The organism is Candidatus Cloacimonas sp. (assembly GCA_035403355.1).
Classification (GTDB): domain Bacteria; phylum Cloacimonadota; class Cloacimonadia; order Cloacimonadales; family Cloacimonadaceae; genus Cloacimonas.
Genome location: DAONFA010000028.1, coordinates 1 through 20651, shown reverse-complemented (window position 1 = coordinate 20651; position 20651 = coordinate 1). Strand labels below are relative to the sequence as shown.

At 39.2% G+C, this 20651-nt stretch carries 19 protein-coding genes and 1 tRNA gene; all 20 read right to left on the bottom strand.

From position 1 onward, the window contains the following. The 20 genes from folE2 to PLE33_07270 all read right to left on the bottom strand — a co-directional run bounded on the left by folE2 (position 1) and on the right by PLE33_07270 (position 20092). Positions 1–768 (bottom strand): GTP cyclohydrolase FolE2, encoded by a 768-nt coding sequence (gene folE2 / locus PLE33_07365; GenBank protein ID HPS61068.1) that lies wholly within the window; start codon positions 766–768, stop codon positions 1–3. Further along, positions 765–1769 carry an FAD:protein FMN transferase gene (locus PLE33_07360; GenBank protein HPS61067.1) on the bottom strand — a complete coding sequence of 335 codons (1005 nt, stop codon included), beginning with the start codon at positions 1767–1769 and terminating at the stop codon, positions 765–767. Before PLE33_07360 ends, folE2 begins: the two co-directional genes overlap by 4 nt. Positions 1770–1780: 11 nt before the next feature. Further along, positions 1781–2578 carry a hypothetical protein gene (locus tag PLE33_07355; protein HPS61066.1) on the bottom strand — a complete coding sequence of 266 codons (798 nt, stop codon included), beginning with the start codon at positions 2576–2578 and terminating at the stop codon, positions 1781–1783. 152 nt (positions 2579–2730) lie between these two features. Continuing rightward, a complete protein-coding gene (locus PLE33_07350; GenBank protein ID HPS61065.1) occupies positions 2731–4986 on the bottom strand; it encodes a vitamin B12-dependent ribonucleotide reductase in 2256 nt (751 codons plus the stop codon). A gap of 11 nt (positions 4987–4997) precedes the next feature. Then, the gene (locus tag PLE33_07345; GenBank protein HPS61064.1) at positions 4998–5828 is read right to left on the bottom strand and encodes a 3-keto-5-aminohexanoate cleavage protein; all 831 of its coding nucleotides are present in this window, start codon (positions 5826–5828) and stop codon (positions 4998–5000) included. Positions 5829–5869: 41 nt separating this feature from the next. Continuing rightward, positions 5870–6190 (bottom strand): hypothetical protein, encoded by a 321-nt coding sequence (locus tag PLE33_07340; protein ID HPS61063.1) that lies wholly within the window; start codon positions 6188–6190, stop codon positions 5870–5872. A 29-nt stretch (positions 6191–6219) separates the two neighbouring features. Continuing rightward, positions 6220–7023 (bottom strand): glutamate racemase, encoded by an 804-nt coding sequence (gene murI, locus PLE33_07335; GenBank protein ID HPS61062.1) that lies wholly within the window; start codon positions 7021–7023, stop codon positions 6220–6222. After that, positions 7020–9299, bottom strand: coding sequence for a VacB/RNase II family 3'-5' exoribonuclease (locus PLE33_07330; protein ID HPS61061.1), 2280 nt, complete (start codon positions 9297–9299; stop codon positions 7020–7022). The genes murI and PLE33_07330 overlap by 4 nt, the downstream gene beginning before the upstream one ends. 8 nt (positions 9300–9307) lie before the next feature. Continuing rightward, positions 9308–9745, bottom strand: coding sequence for a hypothetical protein (locus PLE33_07325; protein HPS61060.1), 438 nt, complete (start codon positions 9743–9745; stop codon positions 9308–9310). After that, a complete protein-coding gene (locus PLE33_07320) occupies positions 9735–10610 on the bottom strand; it encodes a YicC family protein (protein ID HPS61059.1) in 876 nt (291 codons plus the stop codon). The genes PLE33_07325 and PLE33_07320 overlap by 11 nt, the downstream gene beginning before the upstream one ends. Positions 10611–10770: 160 nt before the next feature. Further along, positions 10771–10926: a hypothetical protein gene (locus tag PLE33_07315; protein HPS61058.1), complete on the bottom strand. Its 156-nt coding sequence runs from the start codon at positions 10924–10926 to the stop codon at positions 10771–10773. Continuing rightward, on the bottom strand, positions 10895–12178 hold the full coding sequence (gene miaB / locus PLE33_07310) for a tRNA (N6-isopentenyl adenosine(37)-C2)-methylthiotransferase MiaB (GenBank protein HPS61057.1): 1284 nt from the start codon (positions 12176–12178) through the stop codon (positions 10895–10897). The genes PLE33_07315 and miaB overlap by 32 nt, the downstream gene beginning before the upstream one ends. Beyond that, a complete protein-coding gene (locus PLE33_07305) occupies positions 12175–14178 on the bottom strand; it encodes a hypothetical protein (GenBank protein ID HPS61056.1) in 2004 nt (667 codons plus the stop codon). Before PLE33_07305 ends, miaB begins: the two co-directional genes overlap by 4 nt. Positions 14179–14186: 8 nt before the next feature. Beyond that, on the bottom strand, positions 14187–14555 hold the full coding sequence (locus tag PLE33_07300; protein HPS61055.1) for a NusG domain II-containing protein: 369 nt from the start codon (positions 14553–14555) through the stop codon (positions 14187–14189). Continuing rightward, positions 14556–15419, bottom strand: coding sequence for an AmmeMemoRadiSam system radical SAM enzyme (amrS, locus tag PLE33_07295; protein HPS61054.1), 864 nt, complete (start codon positions 15417–15419; stop codon positions 14556–14558). It lies immediately after the preceding gene. After that, entirely contained in the window at positions 15419–16654 is a 1236-nt protein-coding gene (locus PLE33_07290) for a glycosyltransferase N-terminal domain-containing protein (protein HPS61053.1), read from the bottom strand. Before PLE33_07290 ends, amrS begins: the two co-directional genes overlap by 1 nt. 45 nt (positions 16655–16699) lie before the next feature. Beyond that, positions 16700–16777, bottom strand: a tRNA-Asp gene (locus PLE33_07285). A 131-nt stretch (positions 16778–16908) separates the two neighbouring features. After that, complete coding sequence (gene guaA / locus PLE33_07280; GenBank protein HPS61052.1) at positions 16909–18444, bottom strand: glutamine-hydrolyzing GMP synthase; 1536 nt, start codon at positions 18442–18444, stop codon at positions 16909–16911. A gap of 8 nt (positions 18445–18452) precedes the next feature. Beyond that, entirely contained in the window at positions 18453–19079 is a 627-nt protein-coding gene (locus PLE33_07275) for an MBL fold metallo-hydrolase (protein ID HPS61051.1), read from the bottom strand. Positions 19080–19096: 17 nt separating this feature from the next. After that, positions 19097–20092 (bottom strand): tRNA (5-methylaminomethyl-2-thiouridylate)-methyltransferase, encoded by a 996-nt coding sequence (locus tag PLE33_07270; GenBank protein HPS61050.1) that lies wholly within the window; start codon positions 20090–20092, stop codon positions 19097–19099. Positions 20093–20651 lie beyond the last annotated feature (559 nt).

Below are 20651 nucleotides of genomic sequence, written 5' to 3'. Positions count from 1 at the left end.
TTAAATTCTGCTTATCAGGGCATAAGCATTGTGATTGTGAATAGATTCAAAGTTTTCCGCTTCTACATAAAATCCGTTGATGCGTTTATCTTTGCTAAGTTCCAAAGTAATTTCCCGCACTACATCTTCCACGAATTTAGGATTACGATATGCCTTTTCGGTTACATATTTTTCGTCTGTGCGTTTTAACAGGGGGTAAATCTCACAGCTGGAATGTTTTTCCGCCAGTTGAATAAGTTCTTCCAGCCACACAAACTCCGTGTAACGAACTTTAATAAATATCCGGGAGCGTTGATTATGAGCTCCGGAAACGCTTATTGCTTTAGAGCAGGGGCATAAAGTTGTAACCGGAACATACACACTAATCCAGAGTTCAAAATTCTCTTTGAACGAGGCATTAAAACAGCAGTCATAGTTTAGCAGAGAAGAAACGCGGGAAACAGGTGCCTGCTTTTTCATAAAAAAAGGAAACATTATATCTATATAAGCGGCATCCGCTTTCAGCGTTCTTTTCAATTCGCTTAGAAAGACATCCAGTTTATCAATAAAGACCTCGGTGTGATACTTGTTCAGAATTTCCAGGAAACGGCTCATATGGGTTCCCCGAAGCTGATGAGTAAGTTCTACATAGATATTTAAATCGGCAACACTATGTTGGATGCCTTCTCTATCTTGCACAACGACGGGGTAGCGAATACCTTTCACGCCAACTTTATCAATTGTTATTTTCCGGTTATCTTCCTGGGATTGAATATCGGGAAAAGTCATAAATTTTCGTTCAAACCTCTATCTTTCATTCCAGCTGTTTTCAAGGAAACGAGAGAATCATCTTTACTGTAATAAATAATTGCTTCACAATCGGGTTTGTGTTTAATTGCACTAAGTGCCGATTCCGGAGGAAGCAAAAAAAGAGCTGTGGAAAGTCCGTCCGACCACGCAGCAGAAGAACATAACACAGTTACCGAATGCACATCCGGAACCGGATAACCGGTTAAGGGATTAAGGATATGATGATAGCGAATGCCATTGTATTCAAAGAACTGTTGATAATCTCCAGAAGTGGAAACGCTCTGATTCAGCACTTTGAAACTGGCAATATAATCATCCGGTTTACTTGGATGCGTAATATACACAAGCTGGGGTTTTTTATAGCCGGTAAAAACCATTGAACTACGACAATTGATATATCCGCTATCCAATTTTTGCGCTTGCATATATTCTTTTGCCTTATCCAGAATGTAACCTTTGGCAATAGCACCAAAAGTAAGCTGCATTCCCCTGGGTTTAACAAGCTTTCGGGAATCGTATTTAATCTTGCTGAAGTCCACTTTTTTCAGCATATTTTTTATGCTTAAAGAATCCGGGGGGACAGGGTTTTCAGTATTAAACCCCCATAAATCCCAAACGGGCTTAATGGTAGGGTCAAAAGCTCCACCCGTCATTTGATATAAACTATCTGCAAGAGAAAGTAAATTATATACATCGGGGTCCATCGGAAAAACAGTATTAACGGTATCAGCATTGATTTTGCCCAGATAACTTTCGGGGTTGTATTCGTTTAATTTATTCTCCAACTCGTGAATATACTTATAAATTGAATCTATCTGGCTGCCGACATTTTTGCTTTGCGAAGTAGCGGAGATTTCTACAATCGTATCCATCAGGTATTGACTTTTAGTTTCTGTGAAGGAGCGAGTAAAATATCGGTAGGCACCGAAACTGATAACCAGGATTAAAATAAAAAGGGATATAATTTCTCTGCGTTTCATAAAGCAAAACCTCACAATCTATAATTCAGCAGTTCAAAATCAAGTAAACGCCGGGTATAATCTCGCACCGCAAAAAGAGATAGAGGCAAAATTAACGCTTCGGGAATTAGCAATAACGCAAATAACATACAACCGAAAGCGTTTAAAACCGCTAACACTAAAGCCAGTAAATAGATATTCCAGCGAACACCCTGAAAATGCAAATAGGACATCCTGATTGCCTGCCAAGGATTGAAAGACCTTTCTTCCATTAGAACCAAAGAAGGTAAACTGATGGCAACCCAATAGTTAACTAAAACCAGCCAAACCAGATGTAAAATGGGTGCAGAGGCAAAATTGGGTAAACCAAAACATATAATATAGATAACACAAAAAAACAACGCATTGATAAGTGTCCAAAGAAAATACCGCGGATAAACGCGTAATGCAGCAAACATCTCTGAAAGTTTCAGATGATATTCATTATGCTGGCAAATCGGCTTAAAGGCAATTAAAACGAAAGGTATAAAAAGTGAAAAAGCAACGGATTTAATCACCAGGTTTAATAACATCCGGGCAGCATTATCACTTTCCAGTTGAATTATGCTGCTGAAGAGCCAAATTAAAACCGCAATCGGAATTAGACCCAAAATTAGAGCAAAAGCAGCTCCAGGTAGGGAAGAGGTCATTTTACCCTTATAGGAATTCCAGGTTTCCGAAAAGGACTTCATTGCATAAAGTTCATTTTTTATTACAGGCGTTTGTTTACCGCATTGCATACACCAGATATCGTGAACAGCAAGACGGGCGTTACAATATTTACACCGCATTTATACTCCTTTATTGGGTCTGGCAAATCTTTTTTATTCGGCAGACAGGGAAAAAAAGTTTAAGAACAGCATTCCAGGTTACCACGAAGGAATTTGCCGTATCTTATATAGAAAGGCAAAAAAATTCAGGCATTGCTTTTGTCAAGAACTGGTTAACATTTACTCCAACCACAGACGGGACATTTCAAGCATCCTTCAATATGTTCAATGGTATTTCCACAATCGGGACAAAGAGCAAAACCGTTTCCCAGCGTCTGTTCCACAGCGAAACCTGGGGATTCTTCAGCAATATCGGATACCTGAAAATCGCTTTTGTTATAAAGGGTAACGAATTGCTCCAAAGCTTTGCCGACTGCATCTCCGCAGGAAGTTATCATCGTTCCTTTATTCCACATCGGGGATGGACAGCGAATTCCTTTCAGCTGACGGGTAATAGATTCAATCTTAATTTGAGAACGCAGAGCTAAAGATACCAGCCGCGCAATAGCTTCCAATTGAGCAGAAGCACATCCACCCACTTTTCCCATTTGAATAAAGACCTCACAGGCACCTTGAGTATCGGTATTAATAGTTACATACATATGCCCGCAACCTGTTTCCAGGCGTTGAGTTACACCTTTAGTTATTTCCGGTCTGGTTCTGGGAGCAACCTTTTTTTCGCTTTTATCGGCTGAGGATGTTTTTGTCCCTAAAGAGAGCACCTGATTTTCTCTGCTGCCATCCCTATAAACAGTAACTCCTTTACAGCCAAGCTGATAGGCAAGTTCATAGCTACTTTTAATATCCTCCACCGTAGCTGAATTAGGGAAATTTATGGTTTTGCTAACTGCATTATCTGTATAATTTTGAAATGCTGCCTGCATTCTGATATGCCATTCAGGGCTAATATCGTGAGCTGTTTGAAAAACCTTTTGCAAATCGTCCGGGATACCCTCAATTCCAGCAAGAGAACCGCGGGTTAAAATTTTTTCCAGCAATTCCTCATTACAGATTCCCTTCTCTTCCAAAGCTTGCTGTAAATATTTATTCACATAGAGCAGTTTCTCTCCATCCATCACATTTTTCACATAGGCAAGCGAAAATTGGGGTTCAATTCCGCTGGAAGTATCGGCAATCATACTAATTGTCCCTGTTGGAGCAATAGTAGTAAGAGTAGCATTGCGAATTCCTTCCTTTTGTATTCTTGCTTTTAAGTAGTCCCAATCCTGGAATAATTTTTCCCGTTTTAAGCTGCCCTCAGCATAAATACTTTTGGCAAAATTGGGGAATGCACATTTTTCAGCAGCCAGTTTTAGAGATTGCATTTTAGCGTTAAAATCTATAAATTCCATCACTTTAGAGGCAAGAGCAAGCGCTTCCTCACTGGCATAAGGTATTTTTAACTGAAACAACATATCAGCCCAACCCATTACCCCCAAACCTATTTTGCGATTTGCCCTGGAAACACTTTCAATTTGTGGCAAAGGATAACGGGAAACATCAATAACTGCATCCAAAAAATCCACGCTGTCATATATCGCCTTTTGCAGTTTATCCCAGTCCACATCTCCGTCTTTAATAAACAGAGCAAGATTGAGAGAACCCAAATTACAGGACTCATAAGGAAGTAAGGGTTGTTCTCCGCAGGGATTGGTGGATTCAATTTTTCCCAAAATTGGAGTAGGATTGGAATTATTCATCCGGTCTAAAAAAACAATTCCCGGTTCGCCGTTTTTATGAGCCATCTGCACAATTAAAGCAAAAACATCTGCAGCTTTCAGCGTTTTGATAATAGTTCCCGTGTGAGGAGAAATAAGATTATATTCAGCATCATTGGCTACCGCCTGCATAAATTCCTCGGTAATACCAACACTGATATTAAAATTGGTAAGTTCCGCGGGATTTTCCTTGCAGGTGATAAAATCTAAAATCTGGGGATGATCCACATTTAAGATAGCCATATTGGCTCCTCTACGCGTTCCTCCTTGTTTAACAGCATCGGTTGCAGCATTAAAAACTTTCAGAAAGGATAGCGGTCCACTGGAAACTCCATTGGTAGAACGAACTCGGGCATTAGCTTCTCTTAAGTGACTGAAAGAAAAACCGGTTCCACCTCCGCTTTTATGTATTAAAGCAGCATTTTTTACCGTTTCAAAAATGCTTTCCATACTGTCTTCAATAGGCAAAACGAAACAGGCGGAGAGCTGTTGTAAATCACTTCCGGCATTCATCAGAGTGGGGGAATTGGGTAAAAAATAACCCGCATCCATCAACCGATGAAAACGATCAGCCTTTTCCGCGTCTTCACCTGCAATATTAGAGGCAACGCGAGTAAGCATTTTATCCCAGTCCTCTTTAAGAACCCCATTTTCATCTTTACGGAAATATCTTTTTTCCAATACCTTCAATGCATTTTCTGTTAATTCCATCCTCACTCCTGCTATCTTTTTAAAGCAAAAATCGCTCGCGCCTGTTCCGGAGTTGCAAGAGGACGGCCAATTTCCTGGGCAATTCTTGCCAGGCGAGCTACTAACTGAGCATTGGACTGAGCAACTACTCCCTTATAATAAAAGATGTTATCTTCAAAACCACAGCGGATATGACCTCCTGTAACCATCGCAATTAACGATGTTGGAATATGCCATTTGCCAATTCCAGCTACAGCCCAGGTTGCAGAGGGAATTTCTTCCTTCAAATGTTCAATCATATACATCAGGTTTTTGGGCTTACCATTCATTCCTCCGGGGACACCAAGAACGAATTGAATGTGCAAAGGACTGTGAGTTATAACCCCTTTTTTAATAAGTTTTGCTACAGCATCAATCATCCCCGATTCGTAAACCTCAATTTCAGGAACGACATCATAGTTCTTAAACGCCTCTGCCAGGCGAATTATATCTGCCGGATGATTGATGAAAATATCATCGCCAAAATTTAAAGTGCCGGCGTTAAGAGTTGCCATTTCTGGTTTTAAAGCTAAAGGAGCAAGCCGTTTATCAAAGGACTCGCCCACAGCACCACCCGTGCTGATTTGAATTATGATTTCGGGAACTGCTTTCCGAATAGCAGAAATGGCTTCCTGAAAGCGATCCAGTCGTTGGGAAGGTCTGCCGTCATCTTCGCGGATATGCAAATGAATAACTCGGGCTCCTGCCTCAAAACAGGCCTTGGCTTCTTCTGCCTGTTCCAGGGGAGTTAACGGTAAATTGGGCTGATCTTTGCGGGAGGTTTCAGCTCCGGTGATAGCAGCAGTTAAAATTAAGGGTTCCATAATATTACCTCTATATACTTAATTTAAATATTTATATCATCTCATATAATTAATTCATATTCTGGTATGTTATTAGTATGTCTTGAAATAGCTTGGGGAAAATTTGAGATGGAACAGAATAAAGGGTTAAGCTTTACGCCAATGAAAAGCTCTTGCTTGCTTTTTGCTTCTTGTGTTTTGGCATTATCATTCCGATATGATTCCCGTATCGTGCCCGTATCGCGATATGGGAATGATACGGGAATGTATTTAGCAGCATATAAGTTGGCAGTAAGGAAACAATAAAAAGAGGCAAAAAAAGTTAACGGCAGGATCAAAGCCGAGTTCAATTTATATGTGAGAGAATAAGATACCGTTTTCATTAGGATAATTCCTTCCCGGTTATTGGGTTTTATTCCTTGAACCAGCTTTCAAAGAGACGGACTTTGGTTAAATTGCCGCAGCGGGAATTCAAAATGCGTTCTGCTATGCAGGCAAATTTAGCTTCGTTATCGCTTACATAGAAAGTATCCATCCCTTTCTGTCCATCGGTTTCACTACTTAAATAAATGCTCAGATAATCAGCAATTGCCATTGCACTATCCACCAAAGTAACTTCCTGTCCCATAACCTGTTGAATGATTTTAGAAAGCAAGGGATAATGAGTGCACCCCAAAACCAGGGTATCTATATTATGTTCTTTCAAAGGAACCAGGTATTCTTTGGTAATTAGTTCTGCAGCAGGATGTTCCAACCAGCCCTCTTCAACCAAAGGAACAAATAGAGGGCAGGCAACCGAAAAAATTTGCACTTCGGGAAGGAATTTTTTTATCGCTGCAGGATAAGCACCGCTATTTATAGTTCCTTCGGTTCCGATAACGCCAATGCGATTATTTTTCGTTGTTTTAGCTGCCTGTTCCGCACCCGGTTCAATAACTCCGATAATCGGGATGTCAGTTAATTTTTGCAAGGCGGGAAGAGCTACTGCGGAGGATGTATTGCAGGCAATAATAAGAATCTTGATTCCCTGTTGCAATAAAAACCGGGCATTTTGGAGAGAATACTCAATGATTGTATTGGGTGATTTGGGACCGTAGGGCACTCTGGCAGTATCGCCAAAATATATAATATCCTCTTCCGGAAAGGCATTTCGGATGGCTTTATAAACGGTTAAACCACCAACTCCGGAATCAAAAATACCGATAGCTTTTTTCATTTATGGCCTCTTGAGTTCGTTGATTTTGCAGAACGGGCTTTGGATGATGAAGAGGATTTCGTCTGTCTGTTTTTTGGTGACGCCGGGGATTTCGCTCTGGAAGAGGGTTTTGAGGAGGTTAATGTTTTGGATTTGGGGGCATTATGACGCAGGGTTTCAGGGAAAGGATCCAAGTATATATCATCTTCAACATAGCTGATAATAACCTCTAAAGTATCCATCAACTGATAATACTGATGAGTTCTACGATTCACAAAGCGCATTTCTGGTTCTATGAAATCAAAGTTACCTTCTCCTAAATTCATTTCTTTAATAATTCCCGTAACCGGAATTTCATCCAATTGGACAATTAAACCTCCGGAATTTGCAGAGATAACCATTCCGGAGTAAATTTCTCCTTCGTGCTCTTGCAACAGAGTGCGGCTGTAAACTCTTTCTATATCGCGTTCCGATTGGTCTGCCTGAATTTCCTGTTCGGAAGCTACTTCCGCATAATGTTTAAGCTGTGAAGCAGAAAATTGCTGTGAACTGCTGTGGCATAACCAGGTTTTGCATAAATAATGAATAACCAGATCGCAAAGACGGCGGATGGGGCTGGTAAAATGAGTGTAATATTCCATCCCTAAACCGAAATGATGAATGTGTTCGGTGCTGTATTTGGCTTTTTTCATACTCCTTAAGGCAATGCGATCAAAAACACGATGATATGCCTCATTAGGAAATGAATTTAACAGATATTGAAGCGATTTATTCAGGTCTTCATACATTACCCATTTAACTCCATAATAGGAGAGAAGTTCAATAAACCGTTCCAGCTTGTTAAAATCGGGGTCTTCATGAATGCGGTATAGCGTTGCTGGAGCAGTTTGCGAAAGGCGTTTTGCCACATATTCGTTGGCAATCAGCATAAAGTTTTCAATTAACTTATGACTCTCCGTTTCCTCTGCTAAATTTAAATGTTTCAAAAAGCCGTTCTCATCATATTCATATTCAATATCCGGTAAATCAAAAAAGATGTAACCGGCATCTAAGCGTTGTTTTGTTAAAAGCCGGGAGAGAGCTCTTGCCTCCAATAGATATTGCTTCAGCTCTTCAGTTAAATCCGATTCTTTGCCGGCAAATAAAACATCCACTTCGTCATAATTCAGCCGCGCTTTACTGCAAATAACGCTTTCATAAATTTGCTGTTCCAGAATCCTGCCTTTGCTGTCAAAATCCGTTTGCACGGTTAAACACAGCTTTTCTTCCTCGGGACGCAAACTGCAAATAAGATTGGAAATGCGTTCCGGGAGCATAGGAATGACCATCTTCGGGAAATAAAAACTGTTTCCTCTTTTAGCGGCTTCCTGAAAAATTGCCCCCGATACCGATAAATAATGTGCTACATCAGCAATATGCACATATAGACGCCAACCATTAGCCATTTTTTCAATAGCAATAGCATCATCAAAATCCTTTGCAGTAATCGGGTCTATGGTAAAAGTATAAAGATTACGCAAATCCCTCCGCTGACGATAGTCCTCCGGGCTTATTTTCTCTGGAAGCTGATTTGCCTCGGCTAATACATCTTCCGGAAATTCCAAAGGCAGATTATACTGCCGAATCACTGTAAGAAGTTCAACTTGCGGGTCACCTGAGGGACCCAATACTTCAATAACTTTACCTACAGGCAATAGTCCTGCAAAAGGATTTCCCCAGTTAACAACCTGGATAACAACTTTATCTCCATTTTTGGCACCCCCGTTATCATTAACAATGAACCATCTGAATATTTTGGGATTGCTGCAAATAAAAACGCTACTTCCACTCTTTACAGAAAGCTCTCCAGCCAGCTTGTCAGAGCTCCTTTTTACAATTTTCCTGATAATAGCATAATCCTGATGACCTTTTCGGTATTTTGGCTCAAAAGCAACTACATCATTGTGAAAGGCATTATAGGTATCTTCTTCAGCCACATAGTAATCTCGTTGGGGAGTTCGGATAAAGGCAAAAGACAAACCCTTGGAAAGAGAGGTGGCATCAAAAATTCCCTGTAATAATTTGGGATTGGAAGTGGGGGAGGACTCTTGCTCTTCCGGTGTTTGAAGTAATTGATACTTCTTGCGGTTTTTGGTTATAACTTCTTCTTCCTGTAATCCGCTTAAAATTTTGCTAAGTAAGGACTTTTCCGTGTTATGCAGCTGAAAAGTATTAACTAATTCATTGTAGGACAATCCAGTATGGGGATTACGCTTCAAATAATCTAATATCGCCTTTCTTAATTCATTGTAATTCATATTGTTCCTCAGTATTTCTTGCCTATTTTTTGCATCAGAATAAAAATTAATTGCTCGCGCTCTTTTTTATCGGCAGAAAACCGTAAAGATAAGCCCCGAAAAGCATCTAACCGCCTGGGAGCTGTAAAAGTGGAAAGCATTATCCCGCGCTTATCTTCATAAAAACAGCCAAAATCAGAAAAAGGTCTGCTTACTTTTAGAAAAAGATAACGCACCTGCACTCTATCCTCATACAGTTCATATTCGGTTAAGATAAAATAGGGGAGAAGGTTACCTAAAACCAGAAGCATTCCTAAAATATAGTAAAACGGTTGCTGCCAATTAATTACAGCGATGTAATATAATAAAAATGAGAGGATAAGCAAAAAGAGAATTAATATTAAAGATGTCCAGGGTCGTTCCACCAGGGGCCAGGATTTCCATTTTAGAATGGGTTCAGGCAACATTTTGCACAATCTCCCGGCACTTTTCAATTTCTTCTTTAATGGTTAAAATCAGCGGAAAACTTTGTGCGGTAGAAAACTTTGAACCTAAGGTGTTTGCTTCGCGTTGCATTTCTTGAATAATGAAATTCAGCGTCTTGCCAATATCCCCCTCTTCCTGCAAGGTGGCTACAAAAGTAAGAATATGTGCTTTTAACCTGCTTAATTCTTCTCCAATATCATATTTATCCACATAAATAGCCAGCTCCTGGATCAAACGCTGTTCCAGATTTTCAATTTTATAGGTTCCAATAAGCTCTTCAATATGCCTGTGCATTGTGGCAAAAAGTTCCTTCTTAAAGGGATCACAAAGCTCAGCAATGGTATTTACCGCTTGCTCTATTTTTTGCATTGAGACGCTCAAATCCTGCTTTATCTGTTCTCCTTCCACCAGCATTGATTCATTTATCCTCTTTAAAGAAATCTCCAATGCCTCATTTAAAATAGCAGCCAAGGCGCTATCTTCGCTTAAGCGATTCTTGCTTTCTATAACCCCCGGCTCCTGCAATAAAAATTCTATGGAAATAACCTCTTCAATGGCTAAAAGATTGGCTGCTTCTATAGCTAATTCATTATATTTTAGTAATTTCGTTTTATCTAACATTAATTTCGGTTCCCGGTGATCACTAAAATTGATTCTAATTTCCACTGTTCCACGGGAAATGGTCTTTACAATCTGCTTCCTAATTTCTGTTTCGTAAAAACTTAGTTCTCTGGGAAGTGATAGGCGTAAATCCAGAAATCTTCCGTTAATTGACTTAATCTCAATTTCCACATCCATATTTTCTCTACTGATTAAAGCACTGCCAAAACCGGTCATACTTTTCATTTTTTCTCCTTTTTATAAAGTAAAGGGGGGCTGTAATTCCATTGTTTATTGTAATTCCTATAGTCCATTGTCATTTTTGCGAAAGCAGAAATCTAATCCATATCTTAAAAATAAATAGCTTCTGCCATAAATGCAAATGCCAATCTGATTCATTGTCATCTTAACCATTTATATCATCCCTGCCCAATAAAGATGCGGGGGATAAGTGGTTAGGGATTAAGGCAATTATCTCCCTGATATGCAAGTTTACATAATATGCCTTATCACAACTTTCTGAGGTCTGACTAAAAACACTTAAGCGTGCTTGCCGTGGCATCCTTAACCTCCACTTTTTGCAATGTCCCAAAATCTTGTTCGCTTCCCCTTAAAACTGCATTCTTAAAATCACGGGTTTTTCCAAAAACAATATCCTTGCTTTTTTTGCTATAGCCCTCAATGTAAACTTCAACCGTTCTACCGATCAATGCTTTGTTCTTTTTCAAAGTAATAGTTCGCTGCAGTTCAATCATCTGTTGTAAACACAGCAGCCGTTCCGGTTCCGGAACCTGCTCTTTAAAGTCGGCTGCTAATGTTCCGGGTCGTGGACTGAATTTATAGCAAAAAGCGTCGTCAAATTCTACTTCTTTCATTAGTGACAAAGTATCCTGAAAATCCTCATTTGTCTCTTTGGGAAAACCGGTCATAATATCTGTAGTTATTGCTATATGTGGTATTGCATTACGCAATTTAGTAACTAAATCAAGGTAGTGCTGAACAGTGTAATTACGATTCATTTCCTGCAAGATTTGATCACTTCCGCTTTGAACGGGTAAATGTATATGCTCACATACTTTAGCGGATTTGGCGATAACTTCTATCAGCTCATCGGATAAATCTTTCGGATGGGAAGTGATAAATCTCAGGCGGTAAATATCTTCCAGACAGTTAAGTTGTGCTAACAGACGAGGAAAATTCATCTCTGCATCTTGATAGGAATTAACATTTTGCCCCAATAGAGTAATGTCTTTTCTTCCCTGCTTGCCTGCTGTTCTTGTATCTTGAATAATTTCCTGCCAGGGACGGCTGCGTTCCCGTCCTCGCAGATATGGAACTATGCAATAGGAACAAAAATTATTACAGCCCCGCATAATGGTTATGTAAGCACAAAACTTACTCTGGTGTGAGGGCAAAAATCCTCTATAAACCTCGGTCTGATCTAAATCCGTCAAACAAGTAGCAGCAATGTTTCCTTGCAGGATTTCGGGAAGATTTTTATACTGATCAACTCCGATAATAAAATCTACAACCTGGTTCTCCTGCTTCAATTCTTTCCCCAAGCGTTGTGCCATACAGCCCACTACGCCAATTTTAAGCTGAGGATTATCTTTTTTTCGGTGACCCTCACTTTGAATTCTGCCTAAAACCCTTTCTTCGGCATGAGAGCGAACGCTGCAAGTATTAAATAGGAGTAATTCTGCTTCTCCGATTTGAGTAACTTTCTGATGACCTGCCTTAGTTAAGATGCTGGCAATCAATTCACTATCTGCCACATTCATCTGACAACCGTAGGTCTCTATGTAAAATTTCATTTCTGTGCCTTGCGTTTTTTCTTTGCGGAAAGCCAATTGGCATAGCCAACTGATATTCCGGAATTACAAACAATAATTTCCGAGACCTCAAATCTGTCCAGTAAAGAAATATTAAAAATTATGCTTAATTTAAGTACCGGGAGATAGCTTTCCTCCAGCAAAAAAGGTAAATATTCTGCTTCCTCTTCCCTTGCAATTGACTGCAAAAGATGCTGCAATTGCTTTTTGCTGATAGCTTTGCCCTCCTGTTTTTCCATATCTGCATAGCTGCATTTATAAACAACTGCTGCTAGATAGGTGTAAGTTAACCCTATACCGATAAGTTTATGGCAATGGTAATCAGGAATTGTAGCCAGCATATCCTTGATATAATTCTCTGCAGTTTCTATTTCTGTATCAAAATCGTTAAGTAGAGTTATTAGACCAAAGGGTAAACTAATTCCCTGCTGTTTCTTTTCCTTGTTTAACTCAATTACCTCAGTGGAAAAACCACCAATATCAATTGCCAGAGATGCCTCTTCCCCATTTCTATAATTTTTTGCTGCATAATACGCATACCGGATTTCTTCTTCTGGTGAAATTATGCTACAGCTGATGCCATATTTATTTGTTATCCAATCAATTAAAGAAGCTGCGTTAGCTGCCTTGCACATTACTCCAGTTGCCAAAAGAACTTTTTCGGATTTTAGATAAGAATCCAGCTGGAATAAACTGTTTATTGCCTTTTTTACATTATTCAGCCGTAAGGCGCTTATCCTGTTCCTCCGGAAATTCTTCCCTAAAGAGGTAGTTACCTGGGTTTTATGGATAACTTGCTGCTTTTCTCTATCATAGAGTAAATAATTCAAGTTGTTGGAACCAAGGTCAAAAATGCTGATAAGTTGGTTTCCTTTCCTTTGACTGTATTTATTTAACACCATACCGGCAACTTCCCTGTTGCAGTTCCGATATGCTTTAGTTTTTATAGTGTGGGGTTGAATACTGTTAAATATAGATTTCCATTCTGCTCTGCTATGTTGCAATGTTCCTATCTGCAGGCAATTGGGATATTTTTGCATTCCTGCAATCAAAGCTTTTTCTTCCGGATAATTTTTGCGAGGACAATAGATAATAAATTTGCCCAATTGCGTTGCTTCTGCCAAGGAACTATAACCTGGTTTACAAAGAATGATGTTTGCACTAAAAATAAGGTCTAAAAAATCCTCATCCTTGCTAACCTGAATATGATTTTCTGCCTGCACTCCCGTTTGCGTGGAAATAACAATGCCTTCATAAGCTGAACAGAGTTCTGCATAGTTTAATTCCATAGCTCCTTCGCCGCCAAACATTACAAGTAATATAGGTGTATTTTCTTTTAGGTTATACCGGGAACGGATGTTGTTATAGTGTTCCTTTTTGCGGGAAAGCAATCCACAGGATTGTAAGTGCGGAAAAGCAGACATACTTTCCTCAGTGCTGAAGGGAAGCCGAAAACATTCATCAAAGCGTTGATAACAAGACCAGATTAAGTTCAAAACGGGATCTAAATCTATCTTATTTTCAGCAGTATTAACTTCTTTTATTTGTGCTAACTGCGCAAAAATGGACTGATAGATAAAATGCCATTCAAAATTGGTTACCGCAAAAACAGGAATATTACAATATGCTGCAAAATCACTTACCAGAAAGGGAACATCCGCAATGATACAATCAATCTTTTCCCGGCGCAGAAATTCTATTTCCCGCTCCATAATCTCGTTGCGACTATCAAGTAAATCTAATAGTGAATTAACCGTCTCCGTGATATTTACATTCAGATTTTCGCTATGTTTAACTCCCCCATCTATTTTCCTCGGATGAAGAGTATAATAATGAGGATTGAGATTAGCATATAAATAAGCCGGTTTGTCTGAAATAATATGACAGAAAACACCAAATTGTATAAGTTCTTCAGCTAAAGCGCTCATTCGGGTTGAATGACCAAAACCATGGCTGGAAACATAAATTGCAAATCGTAACATCTGTTTTTCTACTGTAATATTAGTTTTTTGGAATTCTGGTTATCTTTAATTTCAATGCTCACTTTATTAGGAAGGCAGATTATCGGCATTGATTTTGTAAAACCTTGTTTAACACAACGCTTATCAGGGCAATCTGCGAATTTCATTCTTACTTTTCCGTTTTTTATTTCCACGGTGTTATGTACATCAATTGTAATGATTTTATCCTGTTTTAAGGAATAAACGCCAAAGAGTTGATTGGCTTTATAGATATACACTTTAGAATCCGGTTTATGCCGAAAGTAATATCCTCCTGAAAAAATGATAGTTAATATAACTAAGACAATTAATCCAATATCTGCCGGTCTTAAATCGTTCAGGATTGAATTTGCCTTCATCTATCTCTTGGAAAACCTTGCGGAATATACATTTCCGGCATAAACATAATTCAGATAACGGGAGGCAATTGCACAGGCATTTTCTACTTCTTCTCCGGTGGTAGGTCTTACGGTCATTTTGTAACCAGGACGATAAGCAGAAATATGCAGAGGAATATTTTTATCTACCGAGGCGATGAACATAGCTAAATCCTGCAGTTCTTCTTCGGTATCATTATAGCCGGGAATAAGCAAATTAGTAAGCTCAATATGCACGCCTATTTCCTTGGCAATTATGATGTTATCTTTAATAACTTCCAGTTTCCCACCGCATAACTCTCTGTAAAAATTATCTCTATAGGACTTTATATCTATATTAACAGCTTTTATCACTTTAAGGATTTTTCGCCAGGGCTCCTGGTTAATATAGGCATTAGTAACTAAAACAATATCAATATCCGAAGCTTGAGCTGCAAAATCCAAAATATATTCATACCACATTAAGGGTTCCGTGTAAGTGAAGGCAACCTGCTGATTTTTTTGTTCCCTGATTATCTGAATTAAATCTTCAATAGCCAGATAGCGTGTAGGATATTCCTGTTGACTGATTTCCCAGTTTTGGCAATACTTACAGGTTAAATTGCAGGAATTTGGACCCAAAGAAACAATCATACTTCCGGGATGAAAATGATAGAGTGGCTTCTTTTCTATCGGGTCTAAAGCCAAAGAAGTTGTTTTTCCATAAGCAGTAGCAATTAACGAACCATTAATCACTTCCCGGCTGCGACAAAATCCTTTTTTCCCTTCACTTAATAAACATTCGCGTGGACAAAGCTGACACCGGATTTTGTTTCCTTCGTGGATGTAGAACATTGCTTCACGCATTATTCCTCCTTCAGCCATTTTTCCAATGCCTGTAAATAAATATCCAAAGTGCGGGCATTTTCAGTCAAGACCTTTTTTGCTGCTATACCCATTTTTTCTCTTAGTTCTATATTTTTATATAGCGTTATCAAGTCGTTACCTAAATCGTCTTTATTACTGATAATAATCCCACCTGCCTGTCTTAGTTTTTTTACTGATTCTTTACAGGAATAGTGATAGGGACCGATAATAACGGGCTTTTTGTAATAAGCAGGTTCCAGAGGATTATGTCCCCCAAAATCAGAGAAAGAGCCCCCGACAATTGCCAGATCACAAATACAATATGCTTGATATAAAATACCCAGGGTATCTAATAACATAATTTCCTCGGTTTGGCTCTTTTCGTTTCTGGTAGTAAAACAGCTGTAGGAATAATTCAGCAAAAGCTCTTTCACTTCCTCCAGGCGTCGGGGATGCCGCAATGCTATAATTAAATGCAAATTGGGAATAGCTTCTTTTAAAAACGGAAACAGGGAAATCAGCAATTCTTCTTCACCGGGTCGGGTTGAGCCCCAACAGATGATAAAATCATCCTTTTTATAACCCCATTCCGTGCGTAGCTGTTCTGCATTATAGTCCTTTAACACTAACGAAAATTTCAGATTTCCGCTAATTAAAACCGGCTTGCGGAAAATTTTCCGATAGCGCATAGCATCTTCTTTGCTTTGAGTATGGATTTCGGTTATAGGACTTTGTAAATACCAAAACAGAAATTTTAACATCCGGTAACTTTTAAAAGTGCGGGCAGACATTCTGGCATTTAAAAAGAGCACTGGAACTTTATGCTGCTTTGCCCACAGCAGCATATTAGGCCAAATTTCCGTTTCTATAATACAAATTAAACCAGGGTTAATGCGTTTCAGTTGTTTATTGCGTAAATGCGGAATATCCAGAACAGAGAGAAAACTATGCACCTTAGGGCTTATTTTATTTGCTTCAGCGCAGCTGGTAACGGTGCTGGTTGTAATACTAAGTTTTACTTCCGGATGTTCTTGCAAGTGCTTTATTACGAGGGTTTTGATAGCAGTTAATTCTCCCATTGAAGCAGAATGAAATAAAATTCCTTTTTGGATATCTTCTCCTTGAGCTTTAATAGCGGGTAGATATTTCTTCTGCCTTAAAAATAGATAGAGAAACGGAAATAAAAGGAAGTATAGAACTTCAATCAGGAGATTGAATAAGAATAGCAAAAACATTATTTATCCAACGCGGCGAACAGGATTATCCACTTTTTAATGAGATGGCGGGAGCGACGAGACTCGAACTCGCGACCTTCTGCGTGACAGGCAGACGTTCTAACCAAACTGAACTACGCCCCCACCTCGTTAAAATGAGTGGCTTTATTATTCCAAAATGGAAAGGAGCTTTTTCTGTCAAGATAAAAGTTTATCTTTCCGTTTAACCCAAGATGTAATTGCATAGCATTCAAATAAGTTAGGCAGGGCATTTTTTATTCCCACTCAATTGTGGCTGGGGGTTTGGAAGAAATATCATAAACCACGCGAGAGATACCTTGAACCTCGTTACATATTCTATTGGCAACTTCCTGCAGAAACGATAAAGGCAATTGAGAACAGGTTGCAGTCATACCGTCAACGCTATCAACAGCTCTTAGGGCACAAACCTGTTCGTAACTTCGTTCATCACCCATCACGCCAACTGTTCTAACCGGTAAGAGAACAGCAAATGCTTGCCAGGTTCTATTATAGAGCCCGTTTTTTTGCAGCTCACTGATAAAGATTTCATCTGCCAGCTGTAAAATTCTAACCTTTTCTGCATCCACCTCACCAATGATTCTAACGGCTAAACCCGGTCCCGGAAAAGGATGCCGTTGCACAATTGTTTCCGGTAAACCAAGCAAAGTGCCTACTTCGCGAACTTCATCCTTAAAAAGTTCTCTTAAGGGCTCAATCAATGTTAATTTCATCTTTTCCGGCAATCCGCCAACATTATGATGACTTTTTATCGTAGCTGTCTTTCCGGCAATAGCTGCACTTTCAATTACATCGGGATATAAAGTTCCCTGAGCTAAATAGCGGACTTCTTTATACTCTTGAGCTACTTTTTCAAATTCCTCAATAAAAGTGTTTCCGATAATTTTTCGTTTTTTCTCGGGATCGGTAATTCCTTTCAGCCGGGAAAGGAATATATTGCTGGCATCTACATAGCGAATCTGCAGATCAGGAAATGCCTCAAAGGTCTCTTGGATTCTTTCTGCTTCTTTATAGCGCATAAGTCCTGTATCAACAAAAATTGGCAGTAATTGCTTACCAATTGCTTTATAAAGTAAAAAAGCAGTAACAGTGGAATCCACACCTCCGCTTAAACCTAAAACTACTTTTTGCTTGCCTATTTGTTTTCTTATTAAGTCAATGCTGGAGCTGATAAAGACACTTGCTGTCCAATCCGGCGTAACTTTTGCTATGTCCAGCAGGAAATTCTTTAGGATTGTTATTCCGTTTTTTGTATTTGTTACTTCCGGATGAAACTGCAGACCATAAAAGGGTAAATCCTGATGAGCTATTACAGCAAAAGGTGAGTTTTCCGTTTCTGCCAATACAGAAAAACATTTTGGCAAAACAGCAATGGTATCGCTATGACTCATCCAAACCTGTTCCCCATTCCCCAATCCTGAAAGCAATTTACCTGGATTGATAATATTAAGAATGGCAGAACCATATTCCCTTTTTGTTGCCGCAAGAACAGTTCCCCCAAAATGAGTTACCAGCAATTGCATACCATAGCAGATACCTAATATGGGAATTCTCAGCTGCCAAATACCTTCATCCGGTTGCAGGGAATCCTGGTCATTAATGCTATAAGGACTTCCGGAAAAAATAATCGCTTGCGGGGCAAGGGATTGAATCTGTTCCATCCTGATATTGAAGGGATGAATTTCACAATAGATATGTAAAGAACGCACTTTTCTGGCTATCAATTGAGTATATTGAGAGCCAAAATCCAAAATAAGAACTTTATGCTGCATCGTGCGTCCTAATTCACAAATGGATTATTAAATTTTTCCAAACCAATGGAAGTGGAGGGTCCATGCCCCGGAAACACTAAAACATCATCCTTCAAAACAAATAGTTTATTTTTTATGGAATCAATAATTGCACTGTGGCTTCCTCCGGGGAAATCGGTTCTGCCAATGCTTTGTTCAAATAAAGTATCTCCGCTAATTAAATATTTGCCAGCTAAAAGGCATATACTACCTTTAGTATGCCCCGGAGTGTGAATCACTTTCACTTGCTCGGAACCGAGAAAGAGTTCATCGCCATCCTGCAAAATAATTTGAGGAGATGCTAACTGTAGTTCATAACCCATATAAGTACTCATATTTTTACAGTTATTGGTAAGCATTTCTGCGTCCGCCTGATGAATAGCAACAGGGCAATTGAATGCCTTGGCAAAATATTGATTACCTCCAATATGATCTGCATGACCATGAGTGTTGATAATCATTTTAACTTTCAGTTCCAACTGGTTAATTCGTTTCAGAAAAGCTTCGCTTGGAGAAGCGGGATCAATTAAAAATGCCTCGGAACTATCTCCTTCCCAAAGCAGATAAGTATTGGTTTGAAAGTTTTCCAGTAGAACAGTGCTTTCAATTTTTATCATTTTTTTATCCTTTATCTTTACGAATATGAGATAAGGTATTTTTTAATTAACTCTCTATCTCTCTTAGTAGCAATCTTTATCATCTTACCGGTTATTTTATTATCGGTAATTCTCCAAACATTAATAGTTGTAAAAATCGGAACTTTAGAATGATACAATACAAAGAGAGAAAGTGCTAAATCCAGAGTTTCATAATTTAGCTTTCCGGTAATAAAACCCAAAGGTCCTGTATATTCCTTTGCCTCAAGCATTACCCCTTGTTGAAATATCTGCCTTAGGGTTTCGTTTTCTGCCTCATCTCTTCCGATAATTAATTTCGCTTCTTTCGTTAAACGAAAATGACGACCATAAGCAAGTAATTCAATTGAATGTAGATTGTCCTGATGGTGCTTTTGCAGATCTCGCAAACGTAAACAGTAATTACGATCTGTAAGTAAACAACCTCCTGCCGGAGAAGGAAAATCAACTACACCTAATTCTTCTGCCAATGCTAATTGAGCTAAACGACCGCGACCCTGAAAGGATAGCATATCTTTTTTATTAACCCAACCTTCTCTAATAGGCAATGTATCAGGAAGTAAATTTTGAGATAAGGGTCTAATAATTAAGTCCTTTACATTGCTTAGCTTACTAACGCTGTCCAGCGCATCACGCCTTTGACTTTTAGGCCTCTGACCCAACACCTCACCACTTATAAGATAATCGGCATCCCTTTCCAACATCAGTTCTGCGGCTTTTTTAAACATAAAACCGTGACAGTCAATACAGGGATTCATCCATTTGCCAAAACCGTAAACCGGATTATCCAATAACTTTATATGCTCCTCAGATACATCTATCACTTCTAAATTAATATCATTTTTTTCGGCATAGTGAATTGCTCGCTCAGGAAACAAATACGGAGCTTTAAAAAAAACCGGATGAACTGCATATCCCTTACTTTGCATCCATTTAACTGCCAAAATACTATCCAGTCCACCGGAAAATAATGCTATTGCTTTATGTGCTTTCATATTGCCTATGCCCAAAATCTGCCCTTTTTTGTCAAGCAGGAATTATCACCGGAGAGTTGATGTCCTGGCCGAACAAAATTCGGAGGGTTGACCTCCTGGTCAACCAAAAAATAACATCCCAATTTATTCCGTTACTTCCAATTAAGTATAAATAATTAGCTCGGTTGCCAGGGAAACGACAAGATGTCGTTTCTCCGGATCGGAAGGTTGACCTCCTGGTCAACCAAAAATAACACTCCCAATTTATTCCGTTATCGCTAATTCTGCGTAAAAAATTAGCTCTGTTGGCAGGGAAACGACAAGATGTCGTTTCTCCGGATCGGATGGTTGACCTCCTGGTCAACCAAAAATAACATCCCAATTTATTCCGTTACCGCTAATTCCGCGTAAAGAATTAGCTCTGTTGCCAGGGAAACGACAAGATGTCGTTTCTCCGGATCGGAGGGTTGATGTCCTGGTCAACCAAAAAATAACATCCCAATTTTTTCTGTTACTACCAATTCCGCGTAAAGAATTAGCTCGGTTGCCAGGGAAACGACAAGATGTCGTTTCTCCGGAT

Bases quoted from the DNA above. Each gene is read 5' to 3' on its own strand.
- miaB (HPS61057.1), bottom strand. From the start codon at position 12,178: ATGAAATTTTACATAGAGACCTACGGTTGTCAGATGAATGTGGCAGAT.
- PLE33_07355 (HPS61066.1), bottom strand. From the start codon at position 2,578: ATGCGGTGTAAATATTGTAACGCCCGTCTTGCTGTTCACGATATCTGG.
- PLE33_07315 (HPS61058.1), bottom strand. From the start codon at position 10,926: ATGCCACGGCAAGCACGCTTAAGTGTTTTTAGTCAGACCTCAGAAAGT.
- PLE33_07330 (HPS61061.1), bottom strand. From the start codon at position 9,299: ATGAATTACAATGAATTAAGAAAGGCGATATTAGATTATTTGAAGCGT.
- PLE33_07305 (HPS61056.1), bottom strand. From the start codon at position 14,178: ATGTTACGATTTGCAATTTATGTTTCCAGCCATGGTTTTGGTCATTCA.
- PLE33_07340 (HPS61063.1), bottom strand. From the start codon at position 6,190: ATGAAAACGGTATCTTATTCTCTCACATATAAATTGAACTCGGCTTTG.
- PLE33_07300 (HPS61055.1), bottom strand. From the start codon at position 14,555: ATGAAGGCAAATTCAATCCTGAACGATTTAAGACCGGCAGATATTGGA.
- PLE33_07325 (HPS61060.1), bottom strand. From the start codon at position 9,745: ATGTTGCCTGAACCCATTCTAAAATGGAAATCCTGGCCCCTGGTGGAA.
- PLE33_07270 (HPS61050.1), bottom strand. From the start codon at position 20,092: ATGAAAGCACATAAAGCAATAGCATTATTTTCCGGTGGACTGGATAGT.
- PLE33_07345 (HPS61064.1), bottom strand. From the start codon at position 5,828: ATGGAACCCTTAATTTTAACTGCTGCTATCACCGGAGCTGAAACCTCC.
- PLE33_07350 (HPS61065.1), bottom strand. From the start codon at position 4,986: ATGGAATTAACAGAAAATGCATTGAAGGTATTGGAAAAAAGATATTTC.
- murI (HPS61062.1), bottom strand. From the start codon at position 7,023: ATGAAAAAAGCTATCGGTATTTTTGATTCCGGAGTTGGTGGTTTAACC.
- PLE33_07275 (HPS61051.1), bottom strand. From the start codon at position 19,079: ATGATAAAAATTGAAAGCACTGTTCTACTGGAAAACTTTCAAACCAAT.
- PLE33_07320 (HPS61059.1), bottom strand. From the start codon at position 10,610: ATGAAAAGTATGACCGGTTTTGGCAGTGCTTTAATCAGTAGAGAAAAT.
- folE2 (HPS61068.1), bottom strand. From the start codon at position 768: ATGACTTTTCCCGATATTCAATCCCAGGAAGATAACCGGAAAATAACA.
- guaA (HPS61052.1), bottom strand. From the start codon at position 18,444: ATGCAGCATAAAGTTCTTATTTTGGATTTTGGCTCTCAATATACTCAA.
- PLE33_07360 (HPS61067.1), bottom strand. From the start codon at position 1,769: ATGAAACGCAGAGAAATTATATCCCTTTTTATTTTAATCCTGGTTATC.
- PLE33_07290 (HPS61053.1), bottom strand. From the start codon at position 16,654: ATGTTTTTGCTATTCTTATTCAATCTCCTGATTGAAGTTCTATACTTC.
- amrS (HPS61054.1), bottom strand. From the start codon at position 15,419: ATGCGTGAAGCAATGTTCTACATCCACGAAGGAAACAAAATCCGGTGT.